Below are 16,079 nucleotides of genomic sequence, written 5' to 3'. Positions count from 1 at the left end.
AGCCGGGCGCCGCATGCGCCCATCGGTCCTCCTTCACAGGTCGTATTCATGTTTTGCAGGCGAACGGCCGCGCGCATGGCATGCGCGATGGCTTTTCTCATCAGCCCATTCCTTGTGCTGACGTCACACGCCCAGACCCTGACGATGCGGGGAGCGCTGACGCGCGCGCTCGCGGCCAGCCCGCGGCTCACCGCGGCCGAGCGCGACGTCGGCATCGCGACGGGCCAGCGCATCCAGGCCGGAGCGCTGCTCAATCCGGAACTGTCCTATGAGCAGGACAACTCGTTCGGCTCCGGCATCTACCGCGGCACAAAATCGGCCGAAACCACCCTCCAGATCAGCCAGGCCTTCGAGCTGTTCGGCAAGCGCGAGGCGCGGATCACCGCCGGTGCGGCCGGCGTCGAGGTCGCTGCGATCCAGCGCAAGGCCATCAGGCTCGAGGTGCTGTCGGAGACCGCGATCGCCTTCCTCAACGTGCTCGGCGCGCAGCGGCGCATCCAGATCCTAGACGAGCAGATTGCCGCGATCGACCGGCTGACGCCGCTCTTGCGCCGTCGCGTCGAAGCCGGCGCCTCCTCGCCCGCCGAAACCGGCCGCGCCGAGGTTGCCTCTGCGCTGGTCAAGGCCGATCGTGAGCGTCTCAAGGCAACCTTGGCCAGCGCTCGACGAGAGCTTGCCGTGCTGATGGGCGATCCCGCGGCGAAATTCCAAGAGGTCTCCGGCCGGCTCGACACCACCGGACGCCCGCCCTCGTTCAAGTCGGTGGTCGCCGCGATCGACGCCAATCCGCAGCTTGTGCGCTGGACCGCGGTCTATGCGCAGCGCAATGCCGAGTTGCTGCTGGCGCGGCTGAAACCCTATCCGGACGTGCGGATCGCCGCCGGCTGGCGGCATTTCAACGAAACCAATGACGACGCGGTGCGCCTCACCGTCTCGGTGCCGATTCCGGTGTTCGACCAGAACCAGGGCAATATCCTCTCGGCGCAGGAGAGTCTTGCCAAGACCCGCGCCGAGCGCGAGGCCAACCGCAACACGCTGATCGTGGTCGCGGGCCGTGCCTACGACTCGCTCGAGGGCTCGCTGCGCGAGCTTGCCGTGTTGCGCGAGACCGCGATCCCGAAGGCGACTGAAGCTGCGGAAGCGATCTCGCAAGGCTACGGCCAGGGCCGCTTCACGCTGCTCGAAGTGCTCGACGCCCAGGCAAGCGTCACCCAGGCGCGCCTGCGCGAGCAGGAGGCGCTGCAGAATTTCCACGCCGGCGTTGCGACCATTGAAGGCCTCGTCGGCAATCCCTTCACGCTCGCCCGGGAGAGCGCAAGATGAAGACGTCATCCGCCATCCTCGTCGCACTCATCGCCGCCGCGCTCGGCGCCTACGGCTACGCGATGCTCGCGCCCGCCAGGGTCGAGCCGACAGCTCACAACGAGGAGAGGAAGCCCGGGAAGCCGAACGAACACGTCGAGCAGGACGAGCACGGCGCCGACCGCATCCGGATCTCCGACGTCAAGCTCGCTGCCGCCGGCGTGGTCCTGGCCGAGGCCGCAAGCGCCACGCTGACGGACACCCTCGCCTTCAACGGTACCTTGCACGCCAACCAGGAAGCAGTGGTGCAGGTGACGCCGCGTTTTCCCGGCATCGCCAAATCAATCCAGAAGCGCATCGGCGACAAGGTTGCCAAGGACGACCTGCTCGCCGCGATCGAGAGCAACCAGAGCCTAACGGTTTACGAGCTCAAGGCGCCGATCGGCGGCACCATCATCGAGCGGCAGATCTCGCTTGGCGAATACGCCTCCGAGCAGAAGCCGGCCTTCGTCGTCGCCGACCTCTCCACCATCTGGGTCGATCTCTCGATCTATCGCCAGGACCTCCGGCGCGTTCGCCTCGGCGACGCGGTGCTGATCGATCCGGACGACCGCCGCGGCGAGATCCAGGGCACGATCTCCTACCTCGCGCCGATCGGCTCGAGCGAGACTCAGACCGCGCTCGCACGCGTCGTCTTGCCAAATCCCGACGGCAGGCTGCGGCCCGGGCTGTTCGTCACGGCGCGGCTGATCCTGGCCGCGCGCAACGTTGCCGTCGCGGTTCGAAAGGCCGCGATCCAGACGCTGGAGAACAGAACGATCGTCTTCGTTCGCGAGGACGGTGACAAGATCGAGGCGCGCCCGGTCGAGCTCGGCGAGTCCGATCCGAAATTCGTCGAAATCCGCGCAGGCCTTTCCGCAGGCGAGCGCTACGTTGCCGAGAACAGCTTTGTCGTGAAGGCGGAGATGGGCAAGGGAGAGGCCGATCATGATTGAGCGTCTCCTCGCCTTCTCCATCCGTCAGCGCTGGTTGGTGGTTCTTCTCACGCTCGCGGCCGGCGCCTTCGGCGCCTCGAATTTCGCACGCCTGCCGATCGATGCGGTCCCGGATATCACCAACGTCCAGGTCCAGATCAATACGAACGCTCCCGGCCTCTCCCCGCTCGAAGCCGAACAGCGTATCACCTTTCCTATCGAGACCGTGATGGGCGGCCTGCCCAGGCTCGACTATACGCGCTCGATCTCCCGCTATGGCCTGAGCCAGGTCACGGTCGTGTTTCAGGAAGGCACCGACGTCTACTTCGCCCGCCAGCTCGTGGGCGAGCGCATTCAGCAGGTGAAGGATCAACTGCCTGCCGGAACCGAGGTCGCGGTGGGACCGATATCGACCGGTCTCGGCGAAATCTACATGTACACCGTCAGCGCCATGCCGGGCGCGAAATCGGCGAATGGCCGCGAGTACACGCCAACCGAGCTCCGGACCATCCAGGACTGGATCATCAAGCCACAGCTCCGTACCGTCCCCGGTGTGGTCGAGGTCAACTCGATCGGCGGCTACGAGCGACAATTCCACGTGCTGCCAAATCCGGGCCGGCTGATGGCCTACAATTTTGGCTTCCAGGACGTGCTCACCGCCCTAGCTGCCAACAATGCCAATGTCGGAGCCGGTTACATCGAGCGCAACGGCGAGCAATATCTGGTCCGTGCGCCCGGCCAGGTCGCAACCATCGATGAAATCCGCGATATCGTCATCGGATCCCGCGGCGGCGTGCCGGTTCGCGTTCGCGACGTCGCCGACGTCCAGGAAGGCAAAGACCTGCGGACCGGCGCGGCATCCGTCGACGGCCAGGAGACCGTGCTGGGCACAGCGATGCTGTTGATCGGCGAAAATAGCCGCTCTGTCGCGCAGCGGATCGCGGCCAAGCTGCGCGAGATCGCGAAGTCGCTGCCGGATGGCGTCGTCGCGCACGCGGTCTATGACCGGACGCATCTCGTGGAAGCGACGATCGAGACGGTTCAGAAGAACCTTTTGGAGGGAGCCGCCCTCGTCATTGCCGTCCTGTTCCTCGTCCTCGGCAACATCCGCGCGGCTCTGATCACCGCCTGCGTCATTCCGCTGTCCATGCTGCTGACGATCACCGGCATGGTCGAGACCAGGGTCAGTGCCAATCTGATGAGCCTCGGCGCGATCGACTTCGGCATCATCGTCGACGGCGCCGTCATCATCGTCGAGAACTGCCTGCGCCTGCTTGCGCAAGAGCAACAAAGGCGGCGACGCCTGTTGTCGCTCACGGAACGGACCGAAACGATCCGCGCCGGAGCCAGCGAAGTCATCAAGCCGAGCCTGTTCGGGACGCTCATCATCGCAGTGGTCTATCTCCCGGTCCTGACGCTGACCGGCACCGAGGGCAAGATGTTCACGCCGATGGCGCTCAGCGTGCTGATGGCGCTGGCTGGCGCCGCGCTGCTGTCCGTCACCTTCGTTCCTGCCGCGATCGCGATCCTGGTCAGCGGCAAGGTCTCGGAGAAGGAGAACATCTTCATGCGCGGTGCGAGGCGGGTCTATGTCCCGCTTCTCGACCGGGTCATCCGTCACCATGCCGGCGTCGTCCTCGCCGCTCTCGTGATCGTGGCCGGCAGCCTGTTTGCCGCAACCCGGATGGGCGGCGAATTCATCCCGAATCTGGATGAGGGAGACGTGACGATCGAGGCGATCCGGATTCCCGGAACCAGCCTGACGCAAAGCGTCGAGATGCAGCTTCGGCTCGAGAGCACACTCAAGCGGGTCCCTGAGGTCGCCACCGTGTTCTCCAAGCTCGGCATCGCGGAGGTTGCCAACGATCCGATGCCGCCCAACGCCGGCGATACCTACGTCATGCTGAAGCCAAAGGAGCAATGGCCCGACCCCGACAAGTCCAAGGCCGATGTCGTCGAGGAGCTCGAGCGCGTCGCCAACACGCTGCCGGGCACGACCTACGGCATGACGCAGCCGATCCAGATGCGCTTCAATGAACTCATCGCGGGCGTGCGCAGCGACGTCGGCGTCAAGATATTCGGCGACGACCTCGATATCCTGCTCGGAATCGCGCAGCAGGTGCAATCCGTCCTGCGTGGCATTGAAGGCGCCGCCGACATCAAGACCGAGCAGGTCGCGGGCCTGCCGATCCTGACCGTCAAGCTCGACCGGCAAGCGCTGTCGCGTTACGGCCTCAGCGTCGCCGACGTACAGAACGTGGTCGAAATCGCGGTCGGCGGAAAGCCTGCAGGCAAGCTCTACGAGGGCGATCGCCGCTTCGATATCATCGTGCGCTTGCCGGAGGACCTGCGTGCCAACCTTGATGCCATCAAGGCCATCCCCATTTCCCTGCCCCCCGCACCAGAGAGTACGGCACTGACCAGGACAGCGTGGACGGGAGCAACCGGCGCGGCGCTGCGTTACGTACCGCTCTCCTCGCTGGCCACGGTGGAGGTCGCGCCGGGACCGAACCAGATCAGCCGCGAGAACGGCAAGCGCCGCGTCGTGGTCGCAACGAACGTCCGCGGACGCGATCTCGGCTCCTTCGTCGCTGAAGCCGAGGCCGCCGTAGCGCAAAAGGTGAAGATGCCGCCGGGCTACTGGATCGGCTGGGGCGGACAGTTCGAGCAGCTTGTTTCCGCGACCAAGCGGCTGACGATCGTCGTGCCGGTGGCGCTGCTCCTGGTGTTCCTGCTGCTGTTCATGAGCATGGGCTCTGCCGCCGATGCGCTGCTGGTGTTCAGCGGCGTACCGCTGGCGCTGACCGGAGGTGTTGCAGCGCTGCTGCTGCGCGGCATCCCGCTGTCGATCAGCGCCGGCGTCGGCTTTATCGCCCTGTCGGGCGTAGCCGTGCTCAACGGCCTCGTCATCATCGCCTTCATCGAGCGGCTGCGCCGCGAGGGACGCTCCGTCGCGGACGCGGTGCGCGTGGGCGCGCTGACGCGCCTGCGCCCGGTGCTGATGACCGCGCTGGTCGCCTCACTCGGCTTCGTGCCGATGGCGCTCGCCACCGGCGCCGGCGCCGAGGTGCAGCGGCCGCTTGCGACCGTGGTGATCGGCGGCATCATCTCCTCGACCATGCTGACGCTGCTGGTGCTGCCGGCGCTTTATGTGCTGTTCCGCCGCGACGGAACGAGCGAAGCGCCTACAATGGGCGCGGATTTGGCCGCTTCGGAGGAGCGATAGACGTGGCAAGCCACGATCATCATGCCGGTCATCACGATGACCATGCCGGCCACGCACAAGGTCATTATCATGGCCATGATCACAGCCACGGCCATGCCCATGCGCCGGCCAATTTCGGCAAGGCTTTCGCAATCGGCATCTCGCTCAACACCGCGCTGGTCGTGGCCGAGGCAGTGTACGGCTATATCGCCAATTCCACTGCACTGCTCGCCGATGCCGGCCACAATCTCAGCGACGTGCTCGGCCTGGTCGTGGCCTGGGGGGCTTCGGTGGCCTCAAAGCGCGCGCCGAGCGGCCGTTTCACCTATGGCCTGCGCGCGTCCACCATTCTCTCGGCACTGGCCAACGCGGTGTTCCTGCTGGTCGCGACCGGCGCGATCGGCTGGGAAGCGATCTTGCGCCTGCGCGAGCCCCAGCCGATCGCCGGCGTGACCGTAATGGTGGTCGCCGGCATCGGCATCCTGATCAATGGCGCCACAGCCATGCTGTTTGCGCGCGGGCGGAAAGACGACATCAACATCGAAGGCGCCTTTCTGCACATGGCCGGCGACGCCGCGGTCTCGCTCGGCGTCGTCGTCTCGGCGGCGCTGATCATCTGGACCGGCTGGCTCTGGCTGGATCCCGTGACCAGCCTCGCGATCTGCGCCACCATCCTCTGGAGCACGACCAGCCTGCTGCGCAGTTCCATCGACATGTCGATGGCCGCCGCGCCGAAGGGGACCGACCTCGATGCCATCAGGGCATTCCTCCTGAACCGCCCCGGCGTATCAGCGATCCACGATCTCCATGTCTGGCCGATCTCGACCACCGAGACGGCGCTGACCTGTCACCTCGTCATGCCCGGCGGCGCTGCGGGCGATGCATTCCTGATGGAAACGGCGCAGTTGCTGAAGACCTCCTTCCGCATCGGCCACACCACGCTTCAAGTGGAGACGGGAGCCGACAACGGCTGCGCGCTCGCGCCGGATGATGTGGTGTGAGGGGTTCGCTCAGCCCGGGCATGACGGCAGAGAACATAGCGTAAGAACGCATCCACATCGTCATTGCGAGCGCAGCGAAGCAATCCAGTCTGTCACCACGGCGGCACTCTACTTCGTAATGACGGCGCGGCGTGAGCAGCGGCCTCTACGCCGCCTTCGCCGTGACGGTCCAGATCGCCCCCTGCAAGGCCACCGACTGCCCTTTCACGAACGGCGCGAGCGTCTCGCGGATCGAGGCCTTGGCGGCCGCATATGTCTCCGGCGGGTGGCCCTGAAGCGCGCGGCTGGCGGGGCCAATCTGCAAGGCACCGTCGACGGCCGCTTCGAGCCCGCCGCCGATCGCTATGTCCATCGCGAGATTGTGCGGCTCCATCGCCACATCGACGAAGCCGGCGCCTCTGAGGATGCGCATCACGCGCTCCTCCGACGCGAAGGCGAACGGACCGGGCTCCTCGGGCCCGACCGGCGGCATCTTCGGCACGTGTTTGTAGACCGCCATCAGCGGTGCCATCATCCAGGGGTTTTCGCGCGGCTCGCGCCAGCAGATGAAGGCCAGCCGCCCGGTCGGCTTCAACGCACGACGAAGGTTGGTGAAGGATGCGATCGGATCGGCGAAGAACATGACGCCGAAGCGCGAGGCCAGGAGATCAAAGCTCGCCGGCTCGAACGGATAGACCGTCGCATCCGCGAGCGCGAAATCGAGCGGTAGGCCTTTGGGCGCCAGCGCACGCGCCTGCGACAGCATCGGGTCTGATACGTCGAGGCCGAGCGCGAACCCGTTCGGCGCCACCGCTTTCGCGAATGCGAAGGTCGTCGCACCGGAGCCGCAGCCGACATCAAGGACGCGCTCGCCCGGCCTGGGCTTGGCGCGGTCGATCAGCACGTCAGCGATCGGCCCGAGCAAACTCTCCTGCGCCGCATGGCGATCGGCCCAGCGCTGCCCGCTCGGTCCGTTCCAATAGGCGATCTGGTCGGCGTTCTCCGCGTGTCCGCTTGGCTGTTCCATGGAAGTCCCTCCGGCAACTTGGTCGAACGACCCCGATGCCGAAATACAAAGACGCCGTCAACTGACGGCGGCCTCTTCGGTCCACCTGTCAGCGAGACGTTCTTGCGCTCACGCCGCGCGGCACGGCGTCAGAGGTTGAGAGACGGCGAGAGGATTTAACTGCCGACCTGCGCTACGCCGATCATTCGGCCGCCAGCGAGACTCCGGTACGCTTCGCAAGGACACGGCGGAAGTCCGTTGCCAGCTCGTCGTAGTAGTGAGCAAGCTCCTCGTAAAAGGCCCGACCGGCCTCATCAGGAGCTTCTTGAGCCGCTTTCATGCAGTGGGCGGCTTTGGCCTCGTACCTTTCCAGCTTGATGCGAAGATCACTCATCTCGGCGATACTCCACGCTGATGCAGGGAGCCAAAACCGTGGTTCGGACGGCGATCGAAAAGATGACCGAAAAAAGGTAATTTTGGACGTCCCGAAGGCCTCTTTCGGGCGTCGGGCCCCAGGCTCGGCGAGGAAGGACGGCCGCCGGCTGCCTAGTGGGCCGATCAATCGGGCCGTGGTTGCCTCATCAGCCGCAGCTCGCTGAGCAAGGACAGGCTCCCACGAATCAAACTCCAGATGCTTCAAAAGCACCGACGCCGTAGGAACATTCGCTGCGGCCGCGCTTGACCAGAGATGGACAAGCCTTCGCCGACGATGTGCCGAGCACTGCGTCAAGCGCAGCTCTATGGACACCTGATTGTCCGAAGCGACAGGCTGTACCACCCCGGAGCCAGTCACCCGGTCTGTTCGATACATACAGCCCGTGAGATGGTCAGGTCCGGATGGATGACGGCGCAAGGCGATCAGTACAGGATTACATCCGACGGACTGCGCGCGGTCGAGGCGGAACTCAGCCATTGAGGCTCGCCGCGCGAGCGCCGGTGTCCGTCTTCTTTTTGTTGCCACACCAGGTGCTGGCCTGCCAATCCAGGACGCGCGGGAAGGAAAGTTGGTTCGCCCGGCCGCAGCTCGCGGCGAAAAGCCCGCCTTCACCCGTTGGCCTTCGGCGCGGCAGCCTTTGCTCGCTTCGCGACATCGGTGTTGGGGCTGGCTTGCCCAGCCGTAGCTCGCGAAGCGAGCGAAGGCTGGTGGGCGGTCACGGATTCGAACCGCGGACCCTCTCGGTGTAAACGAGATGCTCTAACCGGCTGAGCTAACCGCCCTCGCCGCCTCTTTAGCCCTACGTGCCCCGAAGGGGCAAGTGCCCAGCCCTAGCGACCTCGACGTCAATCCTGCGGCCGGCCCGGCAGGCCGGGAACGGAATCGATCCACGCCGCGGCCGACTGGCACCAGATCTGCCTGACCGGCCGCAAGGCATCGCGCTGGCGGATGCTGCCCCAGCGAATGCCCCAATCGTCGGCCTGGTCGCCCTCGCCGCTCGTGAACAGCGGAGCCCCGCAGTTCCCGCAAAAGTGCTGGAAGCGCATCCGGCCATTGTCGCCGTGCTTGCCGTAGACCTTTGGCGTGCCGCTGGTCAGCCGGATCGCCTGCCTGGAGCAGATCGCGGTCACCCGGAACGGCGAGCCGCTCAGGGCCTGGCAATCGGTGCAATGGCAGACCGAGACGGCGTCGGGGTCGATCTCGGCCTCATAGGTGATCCGGCCGCAATGGCATTGCCCGTCGATCTGCATGGGTCTGCCCTCCCTAGGAAATCGCCTCCAAAACAAAAACGGCGCCCGAAGGCGCCGTTTTATCATCTTTCGCTGAACCTCAGTGAGCGGTCAGGCCGCCGGCGGCTTCCTCGCCCTCCGGCTTCACCGTCACCTTGGTGTCCTCTTCCCAGACGATCGGCACCGGCTTCTTCACCAGCGCCTTGGCGACGACGTCGTCCAGCCGAGAGACCGGGATGATGTCCATGCCGCCCTTGATCGCATCGGAGATCTCCGTGAGATCCTTGGCGTTGTCCTCGGGGATCAGCACCGTCTTGATGCCGCCGCGCGCAGCGGCGAGCAGCTTCTCCTTGAGGCCACCGATCGGCAGCACACGGCCGCGCAGCGTGATCTCGCCGGTCATCGCGACATCGTGGCGGACCGGGATGCCGGTCATCACCGAGATGATCGCGGTGGCCATCGCCACGCCGGCGGATGGACCGTCCTTCGGCGTCGCCCCCTCCGGCACGTGCACGTGGATATCGCGCTTGTCGAACAACGGCGGCTCGATGCCGTAGGTGATCGCGCGCGAGCGGACGTAGGACGCCGCCGCCGAGATCGATTCCTTCATCACGTCGCGCAGATTGCCCGTGACCGTCATCTTGCCCTTGCCGGGCATCATGACGCCTTCGATCGTCAGCAACTCGCCGCCGACGTCGGTCCAGGCAAGGCCGGTGACGATGCCGACCTGCGGCTCGCTCTCGATCTCGCCGAAGCGGTACTTCGGCACGCCGAGGAGCTCTTCCAGAGTCTTCTCGGTGACCTTGACCGACTTCTTCTTGGAGATCATCAGCTCCTTCACCGCCTTGCGGGCGAGTGACGAGAGCTCACGCTCCAGGTTACGCACGCCCGCTTCGCGGGTGTAGCGGCGGATCAGAAGCAAGAGCGCGTCGTCATCGATTGAGAACTCCTTGGACTCCAGACCGTGCTTGGACACCGCATTCGGGATGAGGTGCTTGCGCGCAATCTCGACCTTTTCGTTCTCGGTGTAGCCGGCGATCCGGATGATCTCCATGCGGTCCATCAGCGGCCCGGGAATATTGAGCGTATTCGCGGTCGTGATGAACATCACGTTGGACAGATCGTAGTCGACCTCGAGGTAGTGGTCGTTGAAGGTCGAGTTCTGCTCGGGGTCCAGGACCTCGAGCAGCGCCGAGGACGGATCGCCGCGGAAATCGGCGCCCATCTTGTCGATCTCGTCCAGCAGGAACAGCGGATTGGACGACTTCGCCTTCCGCATCGACTGGATGATCTTGCCGGGCATCGAACCGATATAGGTGCGACGGTGACCGCGGATCTCGGCCTCGTCGCGCACGCCGCCGAGCGAGACGCGCACGAATTCGCGCCCCGTCGCCTTCGCGATCGACTTGCCGAGCGAGGTCTTGCCGACACCGGGAGGGCCGACGAGGCACAGGATCGGCCCCGTCAGCTTGTTGGCGCGCGACTGCACCGCGAGATACTCGACGATGCGTTCCTTGACCTTCTCGAGCCCGTAATGGTCGGAGTCCAGGATGGCTTGCGCTGCCTCCAGGTCCTTCTTGACCTTGGACTTCTTGTTCCACGGGATCGACAGCAGCCAATCCAGATAGTTGCGCACGACGGTCGCCTCCGCGGACATCGGCGACATCTGGCGCAGCTTCTTCAATTCATGCTGCGCCTTCTCGCGCGCTTCCTTGGAGAGCTTGGTCTTGGAGATCTTCTCTTCGAGATCGGCGAGTTCGTCGCGACCGTCGTCGTCGCCGAGTTCCTTCTGGATCGCCTTCATCTGCTCGTTGAGATAATACTCGCGCTGGGTCTTCTCCATCTGGCGCTTGACGCGCGAGCGGATGCGCTTCTCGACCTGCAGCACCGAGATCTCGCTCTCCATCAGGCCCAGCACCTTCTCCAGGCGCTGCGTGACCGACAGCGTCTCCAGGATGCCCTGGCGATCGGCGATCTTGACGGCGAGATGGGATGCGACCGTGTCGGCGAGCTTGGCGAAATCGGTGATCGCCTGCACGACGCCGACGACCTCGGCCGAGATCTTCTTGTTGAGCTTCACATAGCTCTCGAAGTCGGACACGACCGAGCGCGCCAGCGCTTCGGCCTCAACCGACTTCGCATCGGTGTCGGCGAGCGCAACGGCGGTCGCCTCGTAATAGTCGGCACGGTCCGTGTACTTCTGCACGTGGGCGCGCTCGAGCCCTTCGACCAGCACCTTCACCGTGCCGTCGGGAAGCTTCAGGAGCTGCAGCACGCTGGCGAGCGTGCCGGTCTCGTAGATCGCACCGGGCGCCGGATCATCGTCGGACGCGTTCTTCTGCGTCGCGAGCATGATCAGGGCATCGTTCTTCATCACCTCTTCGAGAGCGCGGATCGACTTCTCGCGGCCGACGAAGAGCGGCACGATCATGTGCGGGAATACGACGATATCGCGCAACGGCAGCACGGGATAAGCGTGCGCTTCGCCATGTACGATGGTTGGCCGGGGTTTGGGATTAGTCATGGCCTTTTCCTTTTGCTTTGCCCCCTTGCACGCAGTCCGCTTGCTTATGCGCAACCGCCACAAGGTGCCGAGATGATCCGCAAAACCGGTCGGTCCTTGTCAGACGGATCGGCATCGCCGGATCGTAACTGAGGCGAATCTTGAAGAGAAATCTCACTCGCCGCCGACATTAGGTGGCTATCGCCCCGGGGGGTGTCAAGTCATTGAAAAATGCGCGCCATTCGGCGCTTACGACACAAGTGAGCGACGCAACATTGGCTGCGGAGAATTCCGCAGCCATAAGTTCAGATTGAGACGATTGGAGCGTGCCAGCGCCGCAATTTAGGCGCTGGCATTCTCGACGGCGCGATCGGACCGATCGGCATAGATGTAGAGCGGACGCGCCGTACCTTCCACGACTTCGCGCGAAATCACGACTTCTTCCACACCTTCGAGGCCCGGCAGGTCGAACATGGTTTCGAGCAGGATCGCCTCGAGGATCGAACGCAACCCACGCGCGCCGGTCTTGCGTTCGATCGCCTTGCGGGCGACCGCGCCAAGCGCCTCGTCGGCGAAGGTCAGCTCGATGTTCTCCATCTCGAACAGCCGCTGGTACTGTTTCACCAGCGCGTTCTTCGGCTCGGTGAGGATCTTCTTCAGCGAGGTCTCGTCCAGGTCCTCCAGCGTCGCCACCACGGGCAGACGGCCGACGAACTCCGGGATGAGGCCGTACTTCAGCAGGTCCTCAGGCTCGACGTGACGGAATATCTCGCCGGTACGGCGATCCTCCGGGGCGAGTACCTGGGCGCCGAAGCCGATCGAGGTCGACCGGCCGCGCGCCGAGATGATCTTCTCGAGGCCTGCGAAGGCACCGCCGCAGATGAACAGGATGTTGGTGGTATCCACCTGCAGGAACTCCTGCTGCGGATGCTTGCGGCCGCCCTGCGGCGGGACCGAAGCCACCGTTCCCTCCATGATCTTGAGCAGCGCCTGCTGCACGCCCTCACCCGATACATCGCGCGTGATCGAGGGGTTGTCGGACTTGCGGCTGATCTTGTCGATTTCGTCGATATAGACGATGCCGCGCTGGGCGCGCTCGACGTTGTAGTCGGCGGCCTGCAGCAGCTTGAGGATGATGTTCTCGACATCCTCGCCGACATAGCCGGCCTCGGTCAGCGTCGTGGCGTCGGCCATCGTGAAGGGCACGTCCAGGATGCGGGCGAGCGTCTGCGCGAGCAGCGTCTTGCCGGATCCGGTCGGGCCGATCAGCAGGATGTTCGACTTCGCGAGCTCGACGTCGTTGTGCTTGGTCTGGTGGTTGAGGCGCTTGTAGTGATTATGCACCGCGACCGACAGAACCTTCTTCGCATGGCTCTGGCCGATCACGTAATCGTCCAGCACCTTGCAGATTTCCTTCGGCGTCGGGATGCCGTCGCGCGACTTCACCAGCGAGGACTTGTTCTCCTCACGGATGATGTCCATGCAGAGCTCGACGCACTCGTCGCAGATGAAGACCGTGGGACCCGCGATCAGTTTGCGGACTTCGTGCTGGCTCTTGCCGCAGAACGAGCAATATAGCGTGTTCTTGGAGTCGCTCGTGCCGACCTTACTCATTCCTGTCTCCGTCCGCGGTTCGATCCCGTCCGCTCGATCGCCTCACCCCGACACACTCGCCGGCATAAGGTTCAAATAGAGCAAATTCCGTACCAAAAAAGACCCTACGCGTTACATCCCGTGCGAATCACGGTCACTCGATTCTCCCGCGATCATAGCCGATCAAGCGTAGCCAACCATGCTGTCACCCGACTATCAAGAATTCGCTAATCAGGGAGTCGCTGGCTACCCGTGACAATACCGTGATTTCACGTCTTGGCACGGAAGAAGTGATCGAAATCGCGCGCGCGTTGCTGGATTGCCACGAAAAACAAGCACGAAAGCGGAACTTTCTGCTTGCTGCAGGGCGCAAAAGTCCGTTTTGCGCCCTTGCGAACACGTCCTTAACGTGAACGCGGCCCTGACGATCCCCTGCAATTGCAGGGATCGCCGGTGCAATGGTGGTAATCCTACGGGGCTTTCGCAGGCGCCGGCTCCTCGGCGCGCTTGTCGATCACCTTGTCGACCAGACCGAACTCCTTGGCGTCGACGGCGGTCAGGAACTTGTCGCGCTCCAGCGCGTCCTCGATCGACTTGTAGGTCTGGCCGGTGTGCTTGACGTAGATCTCGTTGAGCCGCTTTTTCAGATTCAGGATTTCCTGGGCGTGCAGCATGATGTCGGTGGCTTGGCCCTGGAAGCCGCCGGAGGGCTGGTGCACCATGATGCGCGCGTTCGGCAGCGAGAAGCGCATGTCCTTCTCGCCGGCGGCAAGCAGCAGCGAGCCCATCGAGGCCGCCTGGCCGGTGCACAGCGTCGAGACCGGCGGGCGGATGAACTGCATGGTGTCGTAGATCGCAAGGCCCGACGTCACCACGCCGCCCGGCGAGTTGATGTACATCGAGATTTCTTTCTTCGGATTTTCCGCCTCAAGGAACAGGAGCTGCGCGACGATCAGCGTCGACATGCCGTCCTCGACTGGTCCGGTCACGAAGATGATGCGCTCCTTCAACAGGCGCGAGAAAATGTCGTAGGCGCGCTCGCCACGGTTGGTCTGCTCGACCACCATGGGCACGAGGTTCATATAGGTTTCAACCGGATCGCGCATGAGTCACCTAGGGTTTTCGGAGACGGACATCGCCAGCTCTCGCTGGATTTGCCGGAAGGCCGATGAATGTCCCGTGATGCAGGAACTTTCGTAGAAGGCTTGGGTAGCGGATGAAGCCACAGATATAGCCCAATTCGCGCCAGACAAGTGCGGACCGAATTAAGGCTTAATCCACGCGGGAGTTGAAGCTGATTCGCGCAAAGAGGCCCAGCCGGCCACCTGGCTAGCTGGACCTCTTGTGCCGATCATCCTTAACAGAAGACTGCCTCAAAGCTCTCAGGCAGCAGTCTTGTCCGCCTCGTCATCCTTGTAGAGATCCTCGCGCGAAACCTTCTTCTCGGTCACATTGGCGAGCTCGAGGATGAAGTCGACGACCTTGTCCTCATAGATCGGTGCACGAAGCTGGGCCAGCGCGTTGGCGTTGTTGCGGTAAAAGTCCCAGACCTCCTTCTCGCGGCCGGGCATCTGGCGAGCACGCTCGATCACGGCGCGACCCACCTCGTCGTCGGTCACGGTGATCTTGTTCTTCTCGCCGATCTCCGACAGCACGAGGCCGAGCCGCACGCGGCGGTCGGCGATCTTGCGGTACTCCTCCTTCGCCGCATCTTCCGTGGTGTTCTCGTCGGCGAAGGTCTTGCCGGCGGAGTCCATCTCGGCCTTGACCGAGTTCCACATCAGATTGAATTCCTCGTCGACCAGCGAGGGCGGCGCGTCGAAGCGATGCGCCTCGTCGAGGCGATCGAGCAGCGCGCGCTTGACACGCTGGCGCGTCGCGGTCGCGAACTCGGCGGCGAGCCGCTCGCGCGCGGCCTCCTTCAGCTTGTCCAGCGACTCAAGGCCGAGCGACTTGGCGAACTCGTCATCGATGGCGACATCCTGCGGCGCTTCGACCAGCGTCGCGGTGGTCTCGAACTCGGCCGGCTGGCCGGCGAGCTTGTCGTTCATGTAGTTCTTGGGGAACGACACCTTCAGCGTGCGGGTCTCGCCCGCCGCGATGCCGATGAGTTGCTCCTCGAAGCCCGGGATGAAGGTGTTGGAGCCGATCACGACCTGGATGCCCTCACCCGTGCCGCCCTCGAAGGCTTCACCGTTGATGCTGCCCTTGAAGTTGACGGTGACGCGGTCGCCGGAGGCGGCCTTCGCGCCCTCGCCCTTGGCGGCATAGCCGCGGTTGGAATCGGCGATGCGCTTGATCGCCTCGTCAACATCAGTGTCGGAGACATCGGCGACGGGCTTCTCGACCTGGAAGCCCTTGAAGTCGGCGAGCGCGATCGGCGGCACCACTTCGATCGCGACCGTGTAGGTCAGGTCGGACTTGCCCGAGAGCAGCTCCTCGACCTCTTTCTGCTCGGTCGGCATCGTGATCTTCGGCTCGGTCGCAAGGCGGAAGCCGCGCTCGGAGAATAGCTGCGTGTTGGTATCGCGAATGGTCTGGTCAATGGTCTCGGCCATCACCGAACGGCCATAGACCTTCTTGAGGTGAGCGACCGGCACCTTGCCCGGACGGAAGCCGTTGAGACGGACCTTGTCCTTGAGATCGACGATTTTGGCATCGGCTTTGGCATCGAGATCAGACGCGGGAACGCTGATCTTGAACTCGTGCTTCAAACCTTCCGAGAGGGTCTCTGTGACCTGCATGGCGTCCAATCTTCTTCTCGTTCGGTCCCGGCGCGCATTGCGTCGGGACGTTGTCATCAATCGATCCGGCGTGAAGGCTAACGCCTCCCGCCGGTGGTTCATCGGAC

General features: G+C 64.0%; 11 protein-coding genes and 1 tRNA gene. 4 read left to right on the top strand and 8 right to left on the bottom strand.

All coding sequences use genetic code 11. From position 1 onward, the window contains the following. Positions 1-48: 48 nt before the first annotated feature. From ihpA to MTX21_RS04045, 4 genes are read left to right on the top strand one after another with little or no spacing between them, the layout of a single operon-like run. Positions 49-1,323 (top strand): divalent metal ion exporter subunit IhpA, encoded by a 1,275-nt coding sequence (ihpA, locus tag MTX21_RS04060; protein WP_280970632.1) that lies wholly within the window; start codon positions 49-51, stop codon positions 1,321-1,323. Then, on the top strand, positions 1,320-2,297 hold the full coding sequence (gene ihpB / locus MTX21_RS04055) for a divalent metal ion exporter adaptor subunit IhpB (protein ID WP_280970631.1): 978 nt from the start codon (positions 1,320-1,322) through the stop codon (positions 2,295-2,297). The genes ihpA and ihpB overlap by 4 nt, the downstream gene beginning before the upstream one ends. After that, positions 2,290-5,502, top strand: a complete 3,213-nt coding sequence (locus MTX21_RS04050) for a CusA/CzcA family heavy metal efflux RND transporter (protein WP_280970630.1) — start codon at positions 2,290-2,292, stop codon at positions 5,500-5,502. Before ihpB ends, MTX21_RS04050 begins: the two co-directional genes overlap by 8 nt. A gap of 2 nt (positions 5,503-5,504) precedes the next feature. After that, positions 5,505-6,482 (top strand): cation diffusion facilitator family transporter, encoded by a 978-nt coding sequence (locus MTX21_RS04045; protein WP_280970629.1) that lies wholly within the window; start codon positions 5,505-5,507, stop codon positions 6,480-6,482. A 145-nt stretch (positions 6,483-6,627) separates the two neighbouring features. Here the strand turns inward: MTX21_RS04045 and MTX21_RS04040 are convergent, their stop codons facing one another. From MTX21_RS04040 to tig, 8 genes are all read right to left on the bottom strand, one after another. After that, positions 6,628-7,488, bottom strand: coding sequence for a methyltransferase domain-containing protein (locus tag MTX21_RS04040; protein WP_280970628.1), 861 nt, complete (start codon positions 7,486-7,488; stop codon positions 6,628-6,630). Between the two features lie 181 nt (positions 7,489-7,669). Beyond that, on the bottom strand, positions 7,670-7,861 hold the full coding sequence (locus tag MTX21_RS04035; protein WP_280970627.1) for a hypothetical protein: 192 nt from the start codon (positions 7,859-7,861) through the stop codon (positions 7,670-7,672). 747 nt (positions 7,862-8,608) lie between these two features. Next, positions 8,609-8,685, bottom strand: a tRNA-Val gene (locus tag MTX21_RS04030). 63 nt (positions 8,686-8,748) lie between these two features. Next, on the bottom strand, positions 8,749-9,153 hold the full coding sequence (locus MTX21_RS04025) for a GFA family protein (protein ID WP_280970626.1): 405 nt from the start codon (positions 9,151-9,153) through the stop codon (positions 8,749-8,751). Positions 9,154-9,232: 79 nt separating this feature from the next. Continuing rightward, positions 9,233-11,656, bottom strand: coding sequence for an endopeptidase La (gene lon, locus MTX21_RS04020; RefSeq protein WP_280970625.1), 2,424 nt, complete (start codon positions 11,654-11,656; stop codon positions 9,233-9,235). A 321-nt stretch (positions 11,657-11,977) separates the two neighbouring features. Continuing rightward, on the bottom strand, positions 11,978-13,249 hold the full coding sequence (gene clpX / locus MTX21_RS04015; RefSeq protein WP_008547851.1) for an ATP-dependent Clp protease ATP-binding subunit ClpX: 1,272 nt from the start codon (positions 13,247-13,249) through the stop codon (positions 11,978-11,980). Between the two features lie 449 nt (positions 13,250-13,698). Next, complete coding sequence (locus tag MTX21_RS04010) at positions 13,699-14,334, bottom strand: ATP-dependent Clp protease proteolytic subunit (RefSeq protein WP_280970624.1); 636 nt, start codon at positions 14,332-14,334, stop codon at positions 13,699-13,701. A gap of 276 nt (positions 14,335-14,610) precedes the next feature. Next, on the bottom strand, positions 14,611-15,972 hold the full coding sequence (gene tig / locus MTX21_RS04005) for a trigger factor (RefSeq protein ID WP_280970623.1): 1,362 nt from the start codon (positions 15,970-15,972) through the stop codon (positions 14,611-14,613). Positions 15,973-16,079: the final 107 nt, after the last annotated feature.

This window comes from Bradyrhizobium sp. ISRA430 (genome assembly GCF_029909975.1).
Lineage (GTDB): Bacteria > Pseudomonadota > Alphaproteobacteria > Rhizobiales > Xanthobacteraceae > Bradyrhizobium.
This window is presented reverse-complemented; position numbering and strand designations above follow the sequence as displayed.

What these genes read in the sequence shown, in the direction of transcription:
- ihpA (WP_280970632.1), top strand. Translation starts at nt 49, where the DNA reads ATGTTTTGCAGGCGAACGGCCGCGCGCATGGCATGCGCGATGGCTTTT.
- ihpB (WP_280970631.1), top strand. Translation starts at nt 1,320, where the DNA reads ATGAAGACGTCATCCGCCATCCTCGTCGCACTCATCGCCGCCGCGCTC.
- MTX21_RS04050 (WP_280970630.1), top strand. Translation starts at nt 2,290, where the DNA reads ATGATTGAGCGTCTCCTCGCCTTCTCCATCCGTCAGCGCTGGTTGGTG.
- MTX21_RS04040 (WP_280970628.1), bottom strand. Translation starts at nt 7,488, where the DNA reads ATGGAACAGCCAAGCGGACACGCGGAGAACGCCGACCAGATCGCCTAT.
- MTX21_RS04035 (WP_280970627.1), bottom strand. Translation starts at nt 7,861, where the DNA reads ATGAGTGATCTTCGCATCAAGCTGGAAAGGTACGAGGCCAAAGCCGCC.
- MTX21_RS04025 (WP_280970626.1), bottom strand. Translation starts at nt 9,153, where the DNA reads ATGCAGATCGACGGGCAATGCCATTGCGGCCGGATCACCTATGAGGCC.
- lon (WP_280970625.1), bottom strand. Translation starts at nt 11,656, where the DNA reads ATGACTAATCCCAAACCCCGGCCAACCATCGTACATGGCGAAGCGCAC.
- clpX (WP_008547851.1), bottom strand. Translation starts at nt 13,249, where the DNA reads ATGAGTAAGGTCGGCACGAGCGACTCCAAGAACACGCTATATTGCTCG.
- MTX21_RS04010 (WP_280970624.1), bottom strand. Translation starts at nt 14,334, where the DNA reads ATGCGCGATCCGGTTGAAACCTATATGAACCTCGTGCCCATGGTGGTC.
- tig (WP_280970623.1), bottom strand. Translation starts at nt 15,972, where the DNA reads ATGCAGGTCACAGAGACCCTCTCGGAAGGTTTGAAGCACGAGTTCAAG.